This window comes from Leucobacter luti (assembly GCF_019464495.1).
GTDB classification, from domain to species: Bacteria; Actinomycetota; Actinomycetes; order Actinomycetales; family Microbacteriaceae; genus Leucobacter; species Leucobacter luti_A.
On sequence record NZ_CP080492.1, the window covers coordinates 244213 to 263921 of the forward strand.

Genomic DNA, 19709 nt, shown 5'->3' on the forward strand with positions numbered 1-19709 from the left:
TGATTTTACTGTAGAGGAAGAATGGGGCGATGTCGACAGGGAATCGAAGTGGCGGTCGCAGGCACTACCGAACTGGGATCAGCGCAGACGCGATCATTGATTCAGCGCTGAGCCTGACTCGCGAAGTCGGCCTCCAAGCCTGGTCGACACGGGACCTTGCCACACGGCTCGATACGTCGTTGTCCGTGCTGTACCGCAAATTCGGCGATCGTGCCGGCATCGAAGCTGCTGTCGTTGAGCGCGTCATCCTGCGAGCGATGCCGATGAGTTCCGCCACCGACTGGCGCGGCTGGCTGACGGACATGCTCGCGCCGGCGTTGCTGCGATTGTGGCCCTACCCCGGAGTTGCAGAGTGGACGTTCTTTCATGGACCAGCGCTTCCCAGCGTCATCCCGACCATTTCGCGCGGTATCGAGTTGCTGCGTGACGGCGGGTTTGGCGAGGATGCTCCGCTCGCATACTCCGTCGCATTCAACACCGTGATCAGCGAGATTGCGCTGTCAGATCAGCGGCGCACGGGCCGTAGCGGGGTGCAGCCGACCCGAGCAGACTTTGTGCAGGTGCTGCGTGCCCCATCGGACACCGAGGGGCACGGGCCGGATGGAAACACCCCTCCTCAACACAGCGCCGAGGAGATGGCGACATTCATCGAACAGTTCGACGCTGTCAATCCCACAGGCGCAGGCGGGGGAGTCCCATGCCCCCCAGATCAGCCTCCCGTGGCCACGTCACGCTACTTCGCATATCTCTTGGATTCAGTGATTGCCGGGCTGCAGCACCAGCTCGATGCACGCTCAGAAAACCGGTGAGACGGGCCCGATGGGTCACTTAGACCACTCGGATCCCGACCGTGTTGAGATTCCGCGCTCGCCCGCGGCGTTCGATGCCGATGCTGATGAGTGCGAGCATCAACCCGAGTGTGGCGAGTGCGGCACCCACCCAGCCGGGCGCAAGATAGCCCAAGCCACCAGCGATAACCATGCCACCGAGCCACGCCCCGAGGCTGTTGCCGATATTGAATGCCGCGTGGTTCACCGCAGCCCCCAGGAGTGCGGCTTCATCAGAGATGCGGATCAAGCGCGCCTGGATCGACGGGACGAGGGTCGACGAGGTGAGTCCGAGCGCGAACACCAGTGCGAACAGCGAGACCGGCCCCGTGGCAAGCAAGGAGTAGCTGACCAACACCGCAATAAAGAGCGTGAAGCCAATCACGATGGTGCGCGTGAGATGGCGATCACTCGCCCAGCCGCCGATGAAGTTGCCAATTGTCATCCCCACGCCGAGGCAACCCAGCACCCAGGGAATGGATCCCGGCGACATTCCGGCGACCCGTGTGGTGACCTCAGCGATGTACGAGTACACCGCGAAAAAGCCGCCAAAGCCGACAGAGCCGACCGCGATCATGACCCAGATCCGCGGGTTCCGCAGCGCGGAGAGCTCGCGCGCGGGACTCCGCTCAGGATTTCCAGGGTATCGCGGAAGGAACGCGAGTCCGAGCACGAGAGTCGCGATAAAGATCACCGCGACGAAGGCGTACGCCCAGCGCCAACCAGCAATCTGTCCAAGCCAGGTGGCGAGGGGGACACCGATGACATTCGCGATCGTGAGGCCAGACAGGGCGAGCGCGATTCCCTGCCCCTGTTTTCCCGGGCCCATGATGCGCGCTGCGAGGAGCGAGGCGACGCCGAAGTAGGCGCCATGCGGCAGAGCCGCAATAAAGCGGAACACCGCAAGTGACCCAAACGTGGGCATGCACGCCGAGGCAATGGTCCCGACAATAAACAGGCCGAGCAGCCAGAACGTGAGCTTGGTCTGCGAGACGCGAGCGGCGAGCACCGCGAAGGTCGGCGCTCCCACCACCACACCGAGCGCGTACGCAGTGATCAAGATTCCCGCGTGAGCGATGCCCGTCGTGGGCGCTGCCTCGAAACCGGGCAACAGATCGCGCGCAATATCGGGGAGGAGCCCCATCGTCGCAAACTCAGTAACACCGATCCCGAAGCCGCCAAGGGCGAGCGCAAAGAGGGCGATGCCGCGGCGAAGCGGAGTGAGCGAGGACATGGACGAGCCTTTCGAAGCTGACGGGCGCAGTGCGGAGCGCAATCGCGGCCGTGACTGCGCGACTCAGCAATGTTAGCGGTCGCTGATGTCCTCCGGGTTACTGTCCCCGAGCGAGCCAGCTTTCGAGCGCGGGCTGCTCCCGCTCAATCACAGTGTGATCACCGTGGCCGGGTTGCACCACCGTTGCCGCTGGCAGCGTGAACAACGATTCCTGGATCGAGGTGATGATCTGCGGGAAACTCGAGTAATCCCACCTGGTCGCGCCCGGACCACCCTGGAATAGCGTGTCACCGGAGAACACCGTGTTCAAGGCCGGTGCAACGAAGCACACCGAACCGGGGGTGTGGCCAGGCGTGTGACGCGTGCTGAGTTCGATTTCTCCGACCTGGAAGGTCGCTCCGTGCGTCAACTCGAAGTCGGGCAGGGCGTCTCCGTGTGTCTCGCTCCAAATGAACAGGTCTTCGGGGTGCAGATAGACGTGGGTATCGAGCAGCTGTGCCGCTTCGAGGGCTGCGTTCACATGGTCTTCGTGGCCGTGGGTGAGGAGGATGCCCAGAGTTTCTCGCTCGCCAACCGCCTGCGCGATCGCCTGTGCGTCGTGCGCTGCGTCAATAACCAACACTCGCTCGGAGTCGCCGATGAGCCAGACGTTGTTCTCCAGCTGTATGCCATCGACCGGCAGGCCCGGACGACCCACCCCAATCGAGCCGCTCGTGATGATTCGTTCGATGTGTACCTGGGGCACGGGTTCCGCCTTCCTACGTCCTGTGCCCATCGTACCTGCGCTCGGCTGCGCTCGACTGTGCTCAACTGCGCTCGAGACGTGAGCCACAATAGGCAGGTGGAATGCAGTGAGGGGCGTTGCCGCCAGGGAACCCCTGGCGGAAACGCCCCTCACGATGCAACCGAGCTACGCGCGTGTCACCACGACAGGGCAGGGCAGGGCCTGCAGCACGCCGTGGCTGACAGAACCAAGCAGAAGCCGTGAAATCCCGCCACGGCCGCGGCTGCCAACGACAAGCAGCTCTGCGCCCTCCGCAGCTTGCACAAGCGCCGCAACCGGTGGTGCCTGAATGATCTCACGTCGAATCTCGAGATCCGGGTACCGCTCAGCAAGGCCGGCAACACCAATGGCGATGGCCTCCTCCGCAGCACTGCGCTGCGAGGAGACGAGCTCCTCACTCCACAGGTACTCCAGCCCGGGCGTCAGCGGCGGCATCCAAGCGTAGACAGCGATCAGCGGCGCACCGCGGAACGATGCTTCCTCAGCAGCGTAGGCAATCGCACGCTGCGACGCCTCGGAACCGTCAATGCCAACCACCACACCCGCGTTGGGCGACGCGGCGAGGTTCGGGATCACCGCCACGGGGCAGTGCGCGGTTGCCGCGACCTTTACCGCGCGCGTGCCGAAGAATGATCCCGCGAAGCGAGTACCGCTGTGCTGACCAAGGATGAGCAGATCGGCGTGCTTGGAGGCCTCTTCCACTTCAGCGATCGGGTGCCCCACAACAGCGGAGCCTGAGATCGATCCGGTGAAGCCAAGGCTTCGCGCGTAGGCGACTTCAGCCTCGAGCATCTGCTCAGACGCTTTCTGCGCCTCAGAAAGGAACGCAACGCTTTCCGATAGGAATGAGTCGTCTGCGACGTGGAGCAACTGTACGGCGGCTCCGCGCTCAGTGGCTCGTGCGAGCCCCCAAGCGAGTGCTACACGACTCTGCTCCGATCCATCGACTCCAATGAGGTACTTCTCAGACATGTTACGGTCCTTTCTCTCAGGCGAGTTGCTGGCCTTGTGTCCTTGAGACTACGCGGTCAACTCCGGCAAGTGCGCAGGGTGGCTCCCTGCGAGCTGCTCAATGATGCGCACCACCTGGCAGCTGTAGCCGTACTCGTTGTCGTACCAGACGTACAGCACTGCGGTGTCCCCGGTGACGATTGTGGCCAGGCCGTCAATAATTCCCGCGCGGTTCGATCCAACGAAGTCGGTCGACACAATTTCGGGGGACTCAACGTAGTCGATCTGCGTGCGCAGCGCGCCCGTGAGCGACACCTGCTCCAGCAGCGAGTTGATCTCATCGCGGTCAGTCTCACGCTCGAGCTGGAGGTTCAGCACAGCCATCGATACATCCGGCGTGGGGACGCGGATTGCATTGCCAGTGAGCTTGCCTTCAAACTCGGGCAACGCTTTCGCGACGGCCTTGGCGGCTCCGGTCTCGGCAAGCACCATGTTCAGTGCTGCCGAGCGGCCACGACGGTCACCCTTGTGGAAGTTGTCGATCAGATTCTGATCATTCGTGTACGAGTGGACCGTCTCGACGTGCCCGCGCTTGACGCCAAACTCCTCGTTCATGACTTTCAGCACGGGTGTGATGGCGTTTGTGGTGCAGGAGGCTGCGCTCACGATCGTGTGCGCGTCTGTGATCTGGTTGCTGTTCACACCGAAGACGACGTTGAGCATGTCGCCCTTGCCGGGTGCGGTGAGGAGCACACGTGAAATGCCCTGATTCTGGAGGTGCTGCTCCAGCCCCTCGGCGTCGCGCCACTTCCCCGTGTTATCTACCAGGATCGCGTCTTCGATGCCGTACTGCGTGTAATCCACACTCGCGGGATCGTTTGAGTAGATCACCTGGATGCGCACGCCATTGGCAAGGATCGCGTCTTCGTCTTCCAGCACCTTGATCGTGCCGTTGAACGGGCCGTGCACGGAGTCGCGACGCAGGAGATTGGCGCGCTTCTCCAGATCGTTCTCGGATCCCCTGCGCACCACAATGGCGCGCAGATTGAGCCCGTTTCCGCTGCCTGAGTGGTCGATGATGATCCGGGCGAGCAAACGGCCAATGCGACCAAAGCCGTAGAGCACGACGTCAGTGCCAGCGCCGGGCTTCGCGTCAAGCGCTGGAGCAAGCTCTGCGCGCAGATACGCATCCAGATCGGTGCTCGAAGATGCGCGGAAGGCGTTGGCGAGAAGCGCGAGATCGACGGAGACGGGCCCAGGCTGAATTCGTGAGAGAGCCTCGACGATCGCGGAGGTCTCTGCGAGCGGCATCTCAACCTCATCGATCTTGCGCGCGTAGCTGTGCGCGCGAATGATGTCGATGGGGGAGCGGCCCACGAGGCTGCGGCCGTGTACCGACATGACCACATCGTGGTCGCGGTAGAGCTGGCCGATCAGCGGGATCATCCGCTCCGCGAGTTCCTGCTTCGCCTTCCAAGCTTCGAGGTGAGCATCAGCACGCTGGTTCATGTGAACGGAGGGTTCCTTCCAAACAATTGTGAAGAGTGGTCGGCCTGCCCGCCGGAACGCTGTCGCGTCACCTCCAGTATCCCACGCTGATGACGGAGTGTGACACCGCGATTACCGCGTGGCGGCAGAGATACCGGAAGCTAGTGCAGAACCGCGTGGCCACGAGCCGCGCCCCATCCAGATCTCAACGAATCATGAGGACCCCATGACGTTCACGAAGCGCGGCATCTTCGCCGCCTCGCTCACCGCCCTCGCCCTCGCAGCGACCACGACGCTTGCCGGGTGCGCCCCAGCAGCAGAGGATACGACCGTGACGATCGGTGTCGTGCCCGGCGGGCAGCCGTACTGGGACACATTCGTCGACGCAGCCGCCGAAGAGGGCATCACGGTCGAGATCAAGGACTTCGCCGAGTACCCGCAGCCGAACCCGCTCGTGACCGAGGGGGAGCTTGATCTCAACCAGTTCCAGCACATCGCGTACCTTGCGTCCTACAACGTTGACTCCGGCGAGGATCTCGTGCCGATTGGCGCGACGGTCATCTACCCGATGAACCTGTTCTCTTCGAAGTACACGTCACTCGAAGACATTCCGAAGGGAGGCACCATTGCGGTGCCGAACGACGAGTCCAACCGCGCTCGTGCCCTGCTCGTGCTCCAGAAGCTCGGCTTGATCGAGCTGAAAGACGGCGGGAACTCGGGCTCGACGCTCGACGACATTCTCGCGGACAAGTCCAAAGTCAAGGTCACCGAGCTCGACGCTGCTGGCATTCCGGGCGCGCTGCCTGACGTCGACGGTGGTGTCGTGAACAATGACTTCGTTGAGCCCTCCGGCCTGAAGTTCGCTGATTCTCTCGGCTCGGACAGCGCGGATGATGCCGCCGCCGCTCCGTACACGAACATCTTCACCGCACGTGCTGAGGATAAGGACAACGAGACCTACCTCAAGCTGGTCGACATTTACCAGAACAACGCCGAGGTACAGGCAGCAGTCAAGGACTATGTCGGAGACGGCGCTGTCCTGCTGAAGACGCCGGTCTCGGAGCTGGAGAAGATCCTGAAGCAGGCGGAGGAGGACTACAGCGCACAGTCGAAGTAGTCTTCTCCACAAGAAGTACCCCGAATCGGGGCGGCGTGTTCCACTCGCCGTCCCGATTCGGTCGTATTTGGCTCCGGCCCCCACAATAGTTACAACCCGCTCCGCTCGCGACGGCGGAGACACTGATCGAGAGGACGACACGGTGACACGTGTGCAACTGACGGACGTGGGGAAACGCTACCCCGGACGCAGCAAGGGTGACCCCGACATCGTCGCCGTTGACGACGTCTCGATCGAGGTTGCATCCGGAGAGATCCATGCGATTATCGGCTACTCTGGCGCGGGGAAAAGTACCCTACTTCGTCTCGTGAACGGCCTGGAACGGGCGACGAGTGGCACGATCACCGTCGGAGAAGCGGTGCTCACCGATCTCAGTGAACGTCAGCTACGGCCCGTGCGCTCACAGATCGGGATGATCTTTCAGCAGTTCAATCTGTTCCACTCAAAATCTGTGGCAAAGAACGTCGAGTACCCACTTGTGGTGGCCGGGGTGCCAGCCGACGAACGCGCCGCCCGGGTGGCAGAGTTGCTCGCGTTTGTCGGGTTGCAGGATCGCGCTCGCGCCTACGTTGACCAGCTCTCCGGCGGTCAGAAGCAGCGGGTCGGGATCGCGCGCGCGCTCGCAACCTCACCCGGTGTGCTGCTCGCAGATGAGGCAACGAGTGCGCTCGATCCGGAAACATCACGCGAGGTGCTCGCGTTGCTCAAGCGCGTCAACGACGAACTCGGCATCACGATCATCCTGATCACGCACGAGATGGAAGTCGTCAGGGAGATCGCCGACCGTGTCACCGTCATGGACGGCGGACGTACCGTCGAGCAGGGCGATGTCTTCGAAGTGTTCTCTGCACCGCAGAGCGACACCACACGGAAGTTCGTCGCGACGGCGCTGCCGAGCCAACCAGGCGCGGAGCACTTGGAGAAGTTGCGAGAACGACACCGCGGGCGCCTGGTGAGCCTCACGTTCCGTGACGGAGATGTCGACCAGCCGGTGGTCTTCCGCACGCTTGCCGAGCGTGGGGTCGGTGTCAGTATCGTGCACGGTGGAATCACCGATGTCGGCGGCCGGAGCTTCGGCAAGCTCACCCTCGAACTGATCGGTGACGATCTGCGAGTCGAGCACGCTGTTGCCGCGCTCGCACAGGAGACCGAACTGGAGGTGCTGGCGTAATGGATCGCTTACTAGATTTGCTTGAGAGCGGAAAGTTTCTCGAGGCAACACTCCAGACACTGCTGTATGTGGTGGTCGCCATGGGGGTTGGTGGCGTGCTCGGTTTGTTGGTGGGGGTCTCCCTCACGGTCACGCGGCGCGGTGGACTCCTGCAGAACCGCGCGGTGTTCGTCGTGCTGAACTTCCTGGTGAACTTCTTCCGCCCAATCCCGTTTGTCATCCTCATTGCGGCGTTGACGCCTGTGGCGCGCTTCGTGGTCGGGACCGGTATTGGTGATCGCGCCCTCATGTTTGTACTCGTCTTCGCGGCGACGTTCGGGATCGCACGACTGGTTGAACAAAACCTCCTCACCGTCTCGCCAGGCGTCATCGAAGCTTCTCGCGCTATGGGCGCGGGTCCGCTGCGCACGATCTTCACCGTGCTCATACCGGAGGGGTTAGGGCCGCTGGTGCTCGGCTACACGTTCGCGTTCATCGCGGTGGTCGACATGACCGCAATGGCCGGTGTCGTCGGTGGGGGCGGGCTCGGAAACCTCGCGTTGCAGTACGGCTACCGCCAATTCAATCCGTGGGTCACTTGGTCGGCCGTGCTCATCATTATTGTGATCGTGCAGCTGGTCCAATTGCTGGGGAATGTTATCGCTCGCAAGCTACTCAGGAGGTAGCCCGTGTCACATGATTCACCGTTTGTCTTGAGCGACTTTCGGAACGTCGCAGAGGAGCTCTGGCCGAGCGCGTCTGCGGAGAGCTGGGACCGCGTCGGGCTCATCACCGGCGCGAACGATGCGCCGGTGCGACGCGTACTGCTCGCCGTTGATGCTGTTGACGCCGTCGTCTCAGAAGCTCTCAGCTGGGACGCTGATGCACTCTTCACCCACCACCCGCTGTTGCTCCGAGGCATTCACACCGTCGCAGAGGACACGTCCAAGGGCTCCCTTCTCGCCCGCCTGATCCGCGGCAATTGCGCGCTTATCGCGGCGCACACAAACGCGGACACCCCGAGTGGTGGCGTGTCGGACGTGTTCGCACATCGTTTGGGACTGCTCGACACACGGCCGATCGTGCCGGGAGCGGATCCAGCAAGCGGAATCGGCCGCACAGGAGTGCTCCCACAGCCAATGGCGTTGCGCACGTTCGCTGGACTCGTTGCGGGGGTTCTGCCTCAGACGGTCACCGGTGCACGTGTCGCGGGGGATCCTGATCGGTTGATCTCAAGGGTTGCCCTCTTGGGTGGTGCGGGCGACAGCCTCCTAGATCACCCCGATGTGCGTTCTGCCGATGTCTATGTGACCAGCGATCTGCGCCATCATCCAGCGCAGGAGTCGCTTGAGCTTTCGAGCGCCACGCGCGGGCCTGCGCTCATTGACGTGGCACACTGGGCGAGCGAATCGCTGTGGCTCGAGGGGGCCGCAGAACGTCTTCGGGCCGCGCTGCCTGGAGTGGAATTTCGGGTCAGCGCACGATGCACAGACCCGTGGGATTTCTCGGTGGGAGCAGAGCGCGCACTCGACGATAGGCTGGGGGTATGAAGGCCAGCCCTCGCCAGCAGCGACTCCTGCTCGACCTGCAAGATCTCGATACGACGATTGCGCGGCTTCGCCGCAAGCGCTCCACTCTGCCTGAACGCGCGGGCCTTGACGGGCTCAGCGGTGAGATTGCTGCGACCCGCGAGGGATACATGGCAGCGCAGCGCGAGCTCGATACGCACACAGCTGAAATTGAGCGCATCGAGACCGATGTGAAGATGGTGCGCCAGCGTCGCGCTCGTGACGAAGAACTCATTGCGGTCAGCACCTCATCGAAAGAGGCACAGGCGCTGCAAAGCGAGCTTGAGACGCTCGCGCGTCGGCTCGGTGAGCTTGAGGAGCGTGAGCTCGCGGTCATGGAGGAGCAGGAAACCGCCCAGGCCGCATTCTCCGAGGCAGAGCGTGCGCTCAACGGTGTTGATGCACGCCGCGCTGAGCTGCAAGCCGCGATCGACGCCGCGGAGTCAACGATCGATCGCGAGCTTGCGTCGAACGCCGAAGAACGCGCGGGCCTCGCAGCGGAGCTCCAGCGCGATGTGCTCGGGCTCTACGAAGAGTTGCGCGCCCGGATCGGGATCGGCGCTGCGCGCCTCCGCGGCAACGTTTCCGAAGCGAGCAATATGGCGCTCGCGCCAGCAGAGCTGAGCAACATTCGCTCCGCCGCACCCGATGAGCTCGTATTCTGCCCAGGCACCGGTGCGATCCTCGTGCGGGGAGACGACGAGTAGCTCGCCACGGCTCATGCAGCCCCGGAGCCGGTGTACGATGAGAGCTGGAATGGGTCGGTGAGACGGTCGCGTCGCGGCACGTGAGTGCACGCGCCGAGGAACGTCCGGGCTCCGCAGGGGAGAACGGTGGGTAACGCCCACCCGGGGCAACCCGCGAGAAAGTGCAACAGAGAGTAGACCGCCAGAAACGGCTTGCCGTGCCTGGTAAGGCTGAAAGGGTGGTGTAAGAGACCACCGGCGTTCGTGGCGACACGGGCGGCCAGGTAAACCTCGTTCGGAGCAAGGCCAGACAGAGGATGTTGACGCGCCCCGCCGAGTCCTCGGGTAGGCCGCTAGAGGGTACTGGCAACAGTGCCCCGAGAGAGATGACCGTCACCGCCGACTTGTTCGGCGCGACAGAACCCGGCGTATGATCCGGCCCATTCCGCCCAAGCCCCCTACATTCGCATCACGGTGCGGAAGTAGGGGGCTTTTTTGTTTTCAGATTCGAGCAAAACGAGCTCGCAATCACGGCGCAGTCGCGGCGCAGCCACGATCCCGTGCGGCGAGTGTGAGCTTCGGTGTCGGAACGTGGGTCGCGGAGCCCGACCACAGACCAGGTGCCGGAGGGGTGGTGCTACTCCGAAACGGTGAGGAGCTCGAACCCGTCCTCGCGCACGAGAACGGTGTGTTCAAACTGAGCGGTGAGGCTCTTGTCTCGGGTGGTGACGGTCCACCCATCGCTCCACTGATCCCATTCGTGGGTGCCAAGCGTGAGCATCGGCTCCACGGTGAAAACCATGCCAGGCACGATAATGTCCCCATACGTCGGCGCCGAGTCGTAGTGCGGGATGATGAGCCCAGTGTGGAACGAGGATCCGACGCCGTGGCCGGTAAAGTCGCGCACGACGCCATACCCGAAGCGTTTTGCGTACGTCTCGATCACGCGACCGATGACGTTCACTGCGCGGCCCGGCTTCGCCGCCCTGATCCCGCGCATCATCGCTTCGTGGGTGCGCTCGATCAGAAGATCGACCTCCTCGGTGACCTCACCGACGCGAAAACTTCGGTTGGTGTCTCCGTGGAAGCCATCGAGATACGCCGTCACATCAACATTCACCAGATCACCCTCGCGGAGCACCGTGTCATCCGGGATCCCGTGGCAAATGACCTCGTTCACTGAGGTACATGAAGACGCGGGGAAGCCGCGGTACCCCAGCGTTGACGGGTACGCGCCAGCGGCAACAACCACGTCGTGCGCCACTCGATCCAGCTCAGCAGTCGTCACACCAGGCCGAACGGCTTCCCCAACGGCGTCGAGCGCGCGAGACGCGATCCGGCCAGCGGCGCGTATCCGCTCGACTTCTTCGGCGGTGTAGGTATTGTCACCCGTGTAGGCGGGCGGGGTTGCGAGACCGACGTAGGGAGGACGAGCGATGGCGGCGGGAACGGTGCGGAGGGCCGGCCGCTTTCCGGGGATCAGATTTCCGTGTGCGTCGAAGGGCATACCTCTAGTCTATGAAGTACACGCGGTACTCTCCGCGGGTGGGCGCCAGAGCGGAAGGATTCGACGCATGAGCAAGCGGGACTGGGGGATCGAAGATCCCGGCGAAACGTACTGGTTTAACACCCGGACTGGTGAGGTGGAGGCGGGGCCGCAATCACTGTCTATCGATCGTGTCGGTCCGTTCACGACACGCGAAGAAGCGGAGCATGCGAACGAGATCATCGCCGAGCGAGCACGGGCGTGGCGCGACGAAGACGAAGCGAACGACTGAGTTTCGAGCGTTCGACAGATCAATGACGACGCCGTAACACGACTGTCATAGGGGCGCGGTAGTCTGAACGCGACACGGCCCCGCGAGACCTGCGGAGGCTGGAACGCCCCAATGAAACGGAGCCGGTGTGAGTAAACAGCGTGATTTCGTCCTTCGCACGATAGAGGAGCGCGGCGTAAAATTCGTCAGGCTCTGGTTCAGTGACGTCTCGGGCACGCTCAAATCGGTGGCGCTTGCGCCTGCCGAGGTCGAGGGGGCGTTCAGCGAGGGCATCGGTTTCGATGGCTCCGCCATTGAGGGGCTGACCCGCGCGTACGAGTCCGATCTCCTCGCCGTGCCAGATCCTGGCACATTCCAGCTCCTGCCCTGGCGCAGCAAAGAGGCACCAACGGCGCGTATGTTCTGCGACATCAGCACTCCGAACGGCGAGCCTGCCGTCGCCGATCCGCGTAACGTGCTGAAGCGCACCCTCGCACACGCGGCAGAGCAGGGCTTCACGTTCTACACGCACCCCGAGATCGAGTTCTACCTGCTGAAGTCCAAAGATTTCGGTCGGAAGGGGCCGCAGCCGGTTGATCGCGCAGGGTACTTCGACAATGTTCCCGGAGGTACCGCGCACGACTTCCGCCGTGAGAGTGTCTCGATGCTTGAAGAGCTCGGTATCTCTGTGGAGTTTAGTCATCACGAAGCGGGACCCGGTCAGAACGAGATCGATCTGCGTTACGCGGACGCGCTCACGACGGCTGACAACCTGATGACCTTCCGAACGGTCGTGAAAGAGGTGGCGATCTCGCAGGGAGTCCACGCGACGTTCATGCCGAAGCCGCTCGCGGGGCACCCGGGCTCGGGCATGCACACGCACCTCTCCCTGTTCGAGGGTGACACGAACGCGTTCTACGACGCCGGGGCGAAGTACCAGCTCTCACAGACCGGACGACGTTTCGTTGCCGGGTTGCTTCGACATGCACCAGAGATCACCGCAATCACGAACCAGTACATCAACTCGTACAAGCGACTCTGGGGCGGTGATGAGGCCCCTTCGTTCGTGAGCTGGGGGCACAACAATCGTTCAGCGCTCGTACGCGTACCGATGTACAAGCCAGGAAAGGGCGGCGCCGCGCGGGTCGAATACCGTGGCCTGGACAGTGCGGTCAACCCATATCTCGGATTCTCCGTGCTGCTCGCGGCCGGGCTCAAAGGCATTCGTGAGGAGTACGAGCTTCCGCCCGAGGCAGAAAACAACGTTTGGGCGCTGAGTGATGGTGAGCGTCGGGCGATGGGCTTTGACCCGCTCCCGACCAGCCTCGATCATGCGCTCGCGGTGATGGAGCGCTCAGAGCTTGTTGCCGAGACGTTGGGGGAGCAGGTCTTCGCATACTTCCTCCGCGACAAACGGCGCGAGGTGGCAGAGTACCGCAGCCAGGTGACCCCGTACGAGCTCTCCTCGATGCTCGACACGGTGTGATCTGGCAGGGATTCATGGCTGAGGAACCGCGCCCGTTCAAGCTTGCCGACGCAGCGCGCGTCGGTTTCCAGGAGCTGACCAGCTCTCGCGATGGCCTGGCGGCGCTGCTCCCCGAGCTTCCAGTGAGCGCGGCAGAGCTGCTGCGCGCATTCGCAGCAGCCGCTGATCCCGACATCGCACTTGCGCGAATCCGGGAGCTTCTGGAGCGCCACTCCGAGCTTGCACCCGAGCTGGGTGAGGAGCCTCTACGCAGACTGTGCCTGCTGGTCGGTGCCTCACCTGCGCTCGGTGACTTCTTCATTCGGCATCCAGCAGGGCTCGCTGAATTGCTCGCGGGTGGCGGCGCGCTCGTGCCGGCCGCTGCGGCGCATGAAACACTTCGAGCATCCGTACATGACCCGGAGAGCGGCGAAACACTCGCCGGAGAAGCCGGGTGGGCGGCGCTCCGAGTCGCCTACCGTCAGCTCCTCGCGCGCGTGATGCTCTTCGACCTGGAGCGTTCCACCGAGGGGCTCGCGTCTGAGGCGTTCGAACATGTCGCATCCTCCCTCTCCGTGCTCGCGGCCGCCGCAGTGGACGCTTCGCTCACCGTGGCTCGTGCCACCCTCGCTGCTGGCCTCAGCGGCCCTGCTGTGCGCGAAGAACGGCTGAACGCAGCGAGCCTGGCAGTCGTCGCAATGGGGAAATGCGGTGCAGAGGAGCTCAACGTCGTTTCCGACGTCGACGTTGTGTTCATCGCAGACTGTTGCGACGAGGACGTACTGGATGCGGACGGGCTCATCCGGATCACCTCCCGGCTCGCCACAGAGACCATGCGCGGGATCCACGACCCCGGCGTGGAGCCACCGCTGTGGCAACTGGATGCGAATCTCCGCCCGGAGGGACGTCACGGCGCTCTCGTGCGCACGCTCGGATCAATGCTCACCTACTACGACCGGTGGGCAAAGGGCTGGGAGTTCCAGGCGCTCTTGAAAGCCCGCCCACTCGCCGGCGATCTCGCACTGGGCGAACAGTTCGTTGCGCAGACGCGCGAGCTTGTGTGGGCCTCGTCCTCCCGCGAGGATTTCGTGGGGTCAGTGCAGCGTATGCGTGAGCGGGTCACCGAACACATCGCCAACGATGACCTCGAAGTGCAGTTGAAGCTGGGCCCAGGCGGCCTGCGCGACATCGAGTTCAGCGTGCAATTGCTGCAGCTGGTACACGGGCAATACGACGATCGTTTGCACCTCCGAGGCACACTCCCGGCGCTCCGGGCGCTCGTTGACGGCGGCTTTGTCGCTCGGAGCGATGGTGACCGCCTCGTAGCCGACTACCAGTTCCTTCGGGTGCTCGAACATCGGCTCCAATTGCGTGAGCTGCGCCGCACAGCCATAATGCCGCTCGATCCCGAGGGCCTGCGCGTTCTCGCGCGGGCCAGCGGTCTCGCTACGACCGGCGACGAGCTGCTCGCCGCATGGGGTCGCACTAAACGCGAGGTCCGCGAGTTGCACCTCAAGATCTTCTACGCGCCGCTCCTCAGCGCAGTTGCCGCGCTCCCGGAAGAAGAACTCGTGCTTGGCAGCGATGAGGCGCGAGCCAGACTCTCGAGTATTGGCTTCCGCGACCCCGATGGCGCCATGCGCCACCTGTCTGCACTCACTCGTGGGACATCGCGGCGGGCGCGGATCCACCGCAACCTCCTCCCCGTGTTGCTGCAGTGGCTCGCTGACGGGACCGATCCAGACTACGGTCTGCTCGCGTTCCGTCGGGTCAGCGAGGCAAACAGCGAATCTCCCTGGTATCTTCGCTTGCTCCGCGACGGCACTGAGGCCGCTGAGCGTCTCACGCGGGTGCTGTCGTCCTCGCGCTTCGCGGCGGAACTCCTGGAAACCATCCCTGACGCTGTCGCCTGGTTGGAGCGCGATAGTTCATTGCGGCCGATCGGGCTCACCAGTCTGCTCGAGGAAATGCGAGCGCTCGCCTCGCGTCGCGCCACACTGGACGAGGCAGCGGCAGCCTTGCGGGCTGTGCACCGCCGAGAGGTACTCCGCCTCGCGATGGGCCGAATCACAGGAGTGCTCGACGATATGCAGGTGGCCAGCGGCCTCGATGCCGCGCACACTGCTCTGCTGGATGGCTTGCTGCTTGCGCTCGGTCGCGCTGAGGTCGCCGCCGGGCACCCCGCCAACGTCGCGCTCGCGCTGATTGGGATGGGACGCTACGGAGGGGGAGAGCTAGGGTTCGCGTCCGATATTGATCTCATCGCGGTGTACCGACCACTCCGAGAAATTCCCGGCGATCAGGCAGCGCGTGAGGCCATCAAGAAGGTTTCCGAGCTGCGCCGCTTAGTGTCAGATCCACGGTTCGCGGTGGATCTCGACTTTGACCTTCGCCCAGAGGGAAAGAACGGTCCGCTCGCTCGGAGTCTGGCTGCCTCACGTTCGTACTATGAACGCTGGTCTGTGACCTGGGAAGCCCAGGCTCTCTTGCGTGCGCGCCCTGTCGCCGGTGACCAAGAACTGGGTGCCGCGTTCATCGCCCTCGCTGATGAAATCCGCTATCCGACTGAGTTCAGCGAGTCCCAAATCCGCGAGGTGCGCCGAATGAAGGCACGGGTCGAAGCTGAGCGGCTTCCGCGGGGCGCGGATCCCACGCGCCATCTCAAGCTCGGGCCAGGGGGTGTGAGTGATGTCGAATGGCTCGTGCAATTGCTGCAGCTCCGCTTCGGTGCGGAGCACCCTGAGCTGCGCACTGTCGAGACTCTCGCGGCGCTCGACGCTGCTGCGAAATTGGAACTCATCGCTGGGGATGACGCGGCACACCTCGAGGATTCCTGGCGATACGCCAGTAGTGTCCGCTCGGCGCTCAAGCTCTGGAACGGCCGATCGTCAGACACACTCCCGACCGATCGTGTCGAGCTGGAGGGCATTGCAAATGTGCTCGGGATGCCGCGGAGGCGCACATCGGAGCTTGAGGAACGCTGGTTCGCCGTGTCACGACGTTCTCGGGGTGTCGTAGAGCGAGAGTTCTTCGGCTATTCAGACGACCCAGAATTCCCGGAGCTTCCCTAGCCCTGCGCGATCGCGATCGCGCACGCGGCACTCGGCGGTCGAACACAGTCTCGGGGGAGCAGCGTTTCACGCAGACACCGTATGGCTCCCTGAAGTTTCCAGACTGTCTACGTAAAAAAGCTAGCGCAAACCGTTATCGAAGCGTAATCTGATCGTTATGCAGTACTTACAAACTCTCTTGGAGGCCCTGCTCGCAGAAGACGGGGCCGAGTTCGAGGATGAACTCGAATCCTAAGCGCCACTCATCGCCGCAACAGCGACGTTGCCACCGGGTAGTCCACGACCACCCCAGTTCCACATTGAGCCCTCGATGCTTCTCACCGGAAGCATCGAGGGCTCTGACGTTCCGTGCCAATCGGGGAGACCGCTGACGGGCGAGGCGAACGCACTCAACCACGGCGGAGACATGGCGAAGGCCCGGCGAAGACACGGCGAAGGCCCCGGGCATCTCCTGAAAGGACATGTCCGGGGCCTTTGCCGTGCGAGAGGCGGAGCTTACACGCCGTAGTACAGCTCGAACTCGTAGGGGTGCGGACGGAGCGCCATCGCGGCGATCTCTGTCTCCCGCTTCAAATTCACCCACGTTTCGATGAGCTCTTCGGTGAACACGCCACCCTCAAGCAAGAAGTCGTGATCCGCTTCGAGCGCAGTGAGCGCTTCTTCCAGCGAGCCGGGTACCTGCGGGATGTTCTTGGCTTCCTCCGGCGGAAGCTCGTAGAGATCCTTGTCAATCGGCTCCATCGGCTCGATCCGGTTGCGGATACCGTCCAGGCCAGCCATCAACTGTGCAGCGAACGCGAGGTAGGGATTTCCGGAGGCATCCGGTGCGCGGAACTCAATCCGCTTCGCCTTCGGGTTGGAGCCGGTCAGCGGAATACGCACGGCTGCCGAGCGATTTCCAGCCGAGTACGCGAGGTTGACCGGCGCCTCGTAGCCCTTGACCAATCGACGGTAGCTGTTGATCGTCGGGTTCGTGAACGCGAGCAGAGCCGGGGCGTGGTGCAGAATGCCGCCGATATACCAGCGCGCGATGTCTGAAAGGCCTGCATAGCCATTCTCGTCGTAGAAGAGGGGATCCCCGCCCTTCCAAAGCGACATGTGAGTGTGCATGCCCGATCCGTTATCTCCAAGCACCGGCTTCGGCATGAACGTGGCGGTCTTGCCCCAGATCTCAGCGGTGTTCTTCACGACGTACTTGAATTTGAGTACATCATCGGCCGCGTTCACCATCGTGTCGAATCGATAGTTGATCTCTGCCTGGCCGGGGGCGCCCACCTCGTGGTGGGAGCGCTCAAGCTTGAGGCCTGCCTCAATGAGGCGAAGCGAGATATCGTCGCGGAGATCTGCCTGCTTGTCGACAGGGGAGACGGGGAAATAGCCGCCCTTCTCGTGCGTCGTGTTTCCGAGGTTGCCGCCCTCAATCTTGCGTCCGGAGTTCCAGTGCGCTTCTTCGGAATCGATCTCGTAGAAGGTGTGCTGGGGGCTGTTCTCGTAGCGGACAGAATCAAGGATGTAGAACTCAGCCTCGGGCGCGAAGAACGCAGTGTCCGCAATCCCGGTCGAGATCAGGTACTGCTCAGCCTTCTTCGCCACCTGGCGCGGATCCTTGGAATAGATCTCGCCGGTGCGTGGGTTGAAGATGTCACACACGACAATGAGTGTGCGCTCGAGCCGGAACTGATCAATGTATGCAGTTGTAACATCCGGAATGAGCTGCATATCGGACTCAGCGATCCCAGCGAAGCCGCGGATTGAGGAGCCATCGAACATCTGTCCGACCTCGAAGAAGTCATCGTCCACCGTTGCGGCGGGGATGTTGAAGTGCTGCTGCACTCCGGGGAGATCGGTGAACCGGATGTCGACGAACTTGACGTCCGTCTCCTTGATGAAGTCGATGACTTCCTGCGGGGTTGTGAACATGCTGCTCCTCGTTGCTGGGTGTGCCTCATCGGCACCGTTCGCTTGTGACAAGCCTATGCCTAGTGGGTTTCAAAAGCGTGAGTCGAGTGTTTCGCGAATGTTACGTGTCACGGGTTCCGAATCAGGACGGTACCGGCGATCTTGTCATGGAAGCCGCGCTGATCGGAGTCCCACACGAGGACGGGAATCACGAGGCAGATCAGTGCCGTCCGCACGATCGGGCGCCACGGACCGACCCAGCCGCCCGCGATTGGGACGACGCGTAAGCCGAGAATACGGTGGCCTAGCGAGCCTCCAATGGTGGGAATGAACACCATCTGCATGACCGCAAAGAATGCCCAGTTCCACCAAGTCGCGTACGGACCGCCGATGAGGAGAAATGCCGGCAACGCGGCAAGACCCCAGTCAATCATGATGGCCAGGACACGTCGACCAATGCGAGCGACGGATCTTGGGCCGGATTCGGGAAGCCCGAGCCGTTGTCCGGGCCACTCGCTTGGAGCGAGGTCGCCGAAGCGCTGCGGCTGAGAAGCTGACATTGCTTAGCGCGGACGCTGCGCGCGGACGCGGTTCGGATCCATCCCCTTGGGAATTCCGATCGGCGCAGCCTGCAGCGAAGAGAGACGGTTGTACACCGCTGCGACCTCATTGCGGTTGAGCTTCGGCTTCAGCTTGAGGAGTGCCTTCGAAAGCTTGGGGAGCGGGATACCGTCGCCGTCGGGGCCGACGTAGAGGTGCACGACCTCGACATTGCGCAGCGCGCGCTTGACTTTACGCTCCTCGTCGGCGGCCATGCGGGCTGTACGACTGCGCGAGCCCTCCGAAATGAGCACCACACCACCACGACCAACGACGCGGTACACCGCATCCTGGCTCTTATTCATTGCAATGGGCACCTCGGACCCCCGCCAAGAACGACGGAGTGCTCCCTGCACCACCGCGCCTACCGCGCCGGGCCGGCCCTCGATCTGCAGATACGCCTGCTTTTCAGCACGGCGCCCAAGCACGATCATAGCGAGCAACAACCCAACCAAGATGCCGGAGAGTGGCCAGATCACCCAGCCAAACCAGCCGCCTGGGAGCAGCCAGGCGAGCAGAACCGAGACAACGATCGGTGCGATGAATACCAGCAGCAGCACCCACGGCAGATTGCGATCATGGACCTTCGTGGTCCGATAGATCTCGATCATCTGCTTGATGCGACCGTTGCGCTTCGCCTTCTCTGCTGCCATGACACTAGGGTACCGCTTCTCGCACGCTTCCCAGAACCTGTCTCACCGGCGCGCGTGCTCTGTTCGCTCACAGCAGGCGAGAATGGCTGTTCCAGACGAACTTGCTCAGAGTGCTCCGGCGGTTCCGCTCAGTGGACCTTCGTTCAGTCAGACTCGTGACGATGTGCAGGATCAGCAGGAGCAGGAGGATCAGCAGGATCAGCAAAGGAGCAGGAGCAGCAGCAGCAGGAGCAGCAGAAGATAGGAGGGACACATGACCGGCTGGCAACGCCCGGCGCGTGCGGGGGGAGCAAGACCTTCCGGACGTGCTGGCAAGCTTGCCGCTGAGCTCGAGCGCCGATGCCTCAACGGGATCACCCTCCGCGAACACGGGAGGTGCGTTGCCATCGTGTCTGGGACGGTGCGGAGCAGGAAGCGACACCGGCGACGCGGGCACGACGCGGGCTGTCGTGCCGTCGG

17 protein-coding genes and 1 other RNA gene are annotated in these 19709 nt (G+C 63.0%); 10 read left to right on the forward strand and 8 right to left on the reverse strand.

Features of this window, described 5'->3' with window-relative positions; all coding sequences use genetic code 11:
• Positions 1 to 29: 29 nt before the first annotated feature.
• Complete coding sequence (locus K1X41_RS01150; RefSeq protein ID WP_133617734.1) at positions 30 to 809, forward strand: TetR/AcrR family transcriptional regulator; 780 nt, start codon at positions 30 to 32, stop codon at positions 807 to 809.
• 19 nt (positions 810 to 828) lie between these two features.
• On the opposite strand, the gene K1X41_RS01155 is transcribed toward K1X41_RS01150, so the two are convergent.
• From K1X41_RS01155 to K1X41_RS01170, 4 genes are all read right to left on the reverse strand, one after another.
• Complete coding sequence (locus K1X41_RS01155; RefSeq protein ID WP_132203229.1) at positions 829 to 2061, reverse strand: MFS transporter; 1233 nt, start codon at positions 2059 to 2061, stop codon at positions 829 to 831.
• Between the two features lie 97 nt (positions 2062 to 2158).
• On the reverse strand, positions 2159 to 2806 hold the full coding sequence (locus K1X41_RS01160; protein ID WP_258566601.1) for an MBL fold metallo-hydrolase: 648 nt from the start codon (positions 2804 to 2806) through the stop codon (positions 2159 to 2161).
• A gap of 165 nt (positions 2807 to 2971) precedes the next feature.
• Positions 2972 to 3817 carry a universal stress protein gene (locus tag K1X41_RS01165; protein WP_132203233.1) on the reverse strand — a complete coding sequence of 282 codons (846 nt, stop codon included), beginning with the start codon at positions 3815 to 3817 and terminating at the stop codon, positions 2972 to 2974.
• A gap of 48 nt (positions 3818 to 3865) precedes the next feature.
• Positions 3866 to 5305, reverse strand: a complete 1440-nt coding sequence (locus K1X41_RS01170) for a glyceraldehyde-3-phosphate dehydrogenase (RefSeq protein WP_132203235.1) — start codon at positions 5303 to 5305, stop codon at positions 3866 to 3868.
• Positions 5306 to 5510: 205 nt separating this feature from the next.
• Here K1X41_RS01170 and K1X41_RS01175 point away from each other — a divergent pair, with 205 nt between their 5' ends.
• The 6 genes from K1X41_RS01175 to rnpB all read left to right on the forward strand — a co-directional run bounded on the left by K1X41_RS01175 (position 5511) and on the right by rnpB (position 10252).
• Positions 5511 to 6401, forward strand: coding sequence for a MetQ/NlpA family ABC transporter substrate-binding protein (locus tag K1X41_RS01175; protein WP_132203237.1), 891 nt, complete (start codon positions 5511 to 5513; stop codon positions 6399 to 6401).
• Between the two features lie 142 nt (positions 6402 to 6543).
• On the forward strand, positions 6544 to 7572 hold the full coding sequence (locus K1X41_RS01180) for a methionine ABC transporter ATP-binding protein (protein WP_220175130.1): 1029 nt from the start codon (positions 6544 to 6546) through the stop codon (positions 7570 to 7572).
• Complete coding sequence (locus tag K1X41_RS01185) at positions 7572 to 8237, forward strand: methionine ABC transporter permease (protein ID WP_220175131.1); 666 nt, start codon at positions 7572 to 7574, stop codon at positions 8235 to 8237. The genes K1X41_RS01180 and K1X41_RS01185 overlap by 1 nt, the downstream gene beginning before the upstream one ends.
• A 3-nt stretch (positions 8238 to 8240) precedes the next feature.
• Positions 8241 to 9101: a Nif3-like dinuclear metal center hexameric protein gene (locus K1X41_RS01190; protein WP_220175132.1), complete on the forward strand. Its 861-nt coding sequence runs from the start codon at positions 8241 to 8243 to the stop codon at positions 9099 to 9101.
• Positions 9098 to 9826 carry a zinc ribbon domain-containing protein gene (locus K1X41_RS01195; protein ID WP_220175133.1) on the forward strand — a complete coding sequence of 243 codons (729 nt, stop codon included), beginning with the start codon at positions 9098 to 9100 and terminating at the stop codon, positions 9824 to 9826. The genes K1X41_RS01190 and K1X41_RS01195 overlap by 4 nt, the downstream gene beginning before the upstream one ends.
• 50 nt (positions 9827 to 9876) lie before the next feature.
• An RNA gene (rnpB, locus tag K1X41_RS01200) (RNase P RNA component class A) lies at positions 9877 to 10252 on the forward strand.
• Positions 10253 to 10442: 190 nt separating this feature from the next.
• On the opposite strand, the gene map is transcribed toward rnpB, so the two are convergent.
• Complete coding sequence (map, locus tag K1X41_RS01205) at positions 10443 to 11312, reverse strand: type I methionyl aminopeptidase (protein ID WP_132203245.1); 870 nt, start codon at positions 11310 to 11312, stop codon at positions 10443 to 10445.
• 67 nt (positions 11313 to 11379) lie between these two features.
• Here map and K1X41_RS01210 point away from each other — a divergent pair, with 67 nt between their 5' ends.
• The 3 genes from K1X41_RS01210 (at position 11380) to K1X41_RS01220 (ending at position 16098) form a co-directional block, all read left to right on the forward strand.
• Positions 11380 to 11583, forward strand: a complete 204-nt coding sequence (locus K1X41_RS01210) for a methionine aminopeptidase (RefSeq protein WP_132203247.1) — start codon at positions 11380 to 11382, stop codon at positions 11581 to 11583.
• Positions 11584 to 11710: 127 nt separating this feature from the next.
• Positions 11711 to 13048 (forward strand): type I glutamate--ammonia ligase, encoded by a 1338-nt coding sequence (gene glnA / locus K1X41_RS01215; RefSeq protein WP_132203249.1) that lies wholly within the window; start codon positions 11711 to 11713, stop codon positions 13046 to 13048.
• Between the two features lie 14 nt (positions 13049 to 13062).
• Positions 13063 to 16098: a bifunctional [glutamine synthetase] adenylyltransferase/[glutamine synthetase]-adenylyl-L-tyrosine phosphorylase gene (locus K1X41_RS01220; protein WP_220175134.1), complete on the forward strand. Its 3036-nt coding sequence runs from the start codon at positions 13063 to 13065 to the stop codon at positions 16096 to 16098.
• 495 nt (positions 16099 to 16593) lie between these two features.
• Here the strand turns inward: K1X41_RS01220 and glnA (K1X41_RS01225) are convergent, their stop codons facing one another.
• From glnA (K1X41_RS01225) to K1X41_RS01235, 3 genes are all read right to left on the reverse strand, one after another.
• Complete coding sequence (glnA, locus tag K1X41_RS01225) at positions 16594 to 18018, reverse strand: type I glutamate--ammonia ligase (RefSeq protein WP_133617740.1); 1425 nt, start codon at positions 18016 to 18018, stop codon at positions 16594 to 16596.
• A 107-nt stretch (positions 18019 to 18125) separates the two neighbouring features.
• Positions 18126 to 18557: an RDD family protein gene (locus K1X41_RS01230; RefSeq protein ID WP_220175135.1), complete on the reverse strand. Its 432-nt coding sequence runs from the start codon at positions 18555 to 18557 to the stop codon at positions 18126 to 18128.
• A gap of 3 nt (positions 18558 to 18560) precedes the next feature.
• Positions 18561 to 19250 (reverse strand): DUF4191 domain-containing protein, encoded by a 690-nt coding sequence (locus tag K1X41_RS01235; RefSeq protein ID WP_220175136.1) that lies wholly within the window; start codon positions 19248 to 19250, stop codon positions 18561 to 18563.
• Positions 19251 to 19709 lie beyond the last annotated feature (459 nt).

Bases quoted from the DNA above. Each gene is read 5' to 3' on its own strand.
- K1X41_RS01150 (WP_133617734.1), top strand. From the start codon at position 30: ATGTCGACAGGGAATCGAAGTGGCGGTCGCAGGCACTACCGAACTGGG.
- K1X41_RS01155 (WP_132203229.1), bottom strand. From the start codon at position 2,061: ATGTCCTCGCTCACTCCGCTTCGCCGCGGCATCGCCCTCTTTGCGCTC.
- K1X41_RS01165 (WP_132203233.1), bottom strand. From the start codon at position 3,817: ATGTCTGAGAAGTACCTCATTGGAGTCGATGGATCGGAGCAGAGTCGT.
- K1X41_RS01170 (WP_132203235.1), bottom strand. From the start codon at position 5,305: ATGAACCAGCGTGCTGATGCTCACCTCGAAGCTTGGAAGGCGAAGCAG.
- K1X41_RS01175 (WP_132203237.1), top strand. From the start codon at position 5,511: ATGACGTTCACGAAGCGCGGCATCTTCGCCGCCTCGCTCACCGCCCTC.
- K1X41_RS01185 (WP_220175131.1), top strand. From the start codon at position 7,572: ATGGATCGCTTACTAGATTTGCTTGAGAGCGGAAAGTTTCTCGAGGCA.
- K1X41_RS01195 (WP_220175133.1), top strand. From the start codon at position 9,098: ATGAAGGCCAGCCCTCGCCAGCAGCGACTCCTGCTCGACCTGCAAGAT.
- map (WP_132203245.1), bottom strand. From the start codon at position 11,312: ATGCCCTTCGACGCACACGGAAATCTGATCCCCGGAAAGCGGCCGGCC.
- K1X41_RS01210 (WP_132203247.1), top strand. From the start codon at position 11,380: ATGAGCAAGCGGGACTGGGGGATCGAAGATCCCGGCGAAACGTACTGG.
- K1X41_RS01220 (WP_220175134.1), top strand. From the start codon at position 13,063: ATGGCTGAGGAACCGCGCCCGTTCAAGCTTGCCGACGCAGCGCGCGTC.
- glnA (WP_133617740.1), bottom strand. From the start codon at position 18,018: ATGTTCACAACCCCGCAGGAAGTCATCGACTTCATCAAGGAGACGGAC.
- K1X41_RS01230 (WP_220175135.1), bottom strand. From the start codon at position 18,557: ATGTCAGCTTCTCAGCCGCAGCGCTTCGGCGACCTCGCTCCAAGCGAG.
- K1X41_RS01235 (WP_220175136.1), bottom strand. From the start codon at position 19,250: ATGGCAGCAGAGAAGGCGAAGCGCAACGGTCGCATCAAGCAGATGATC.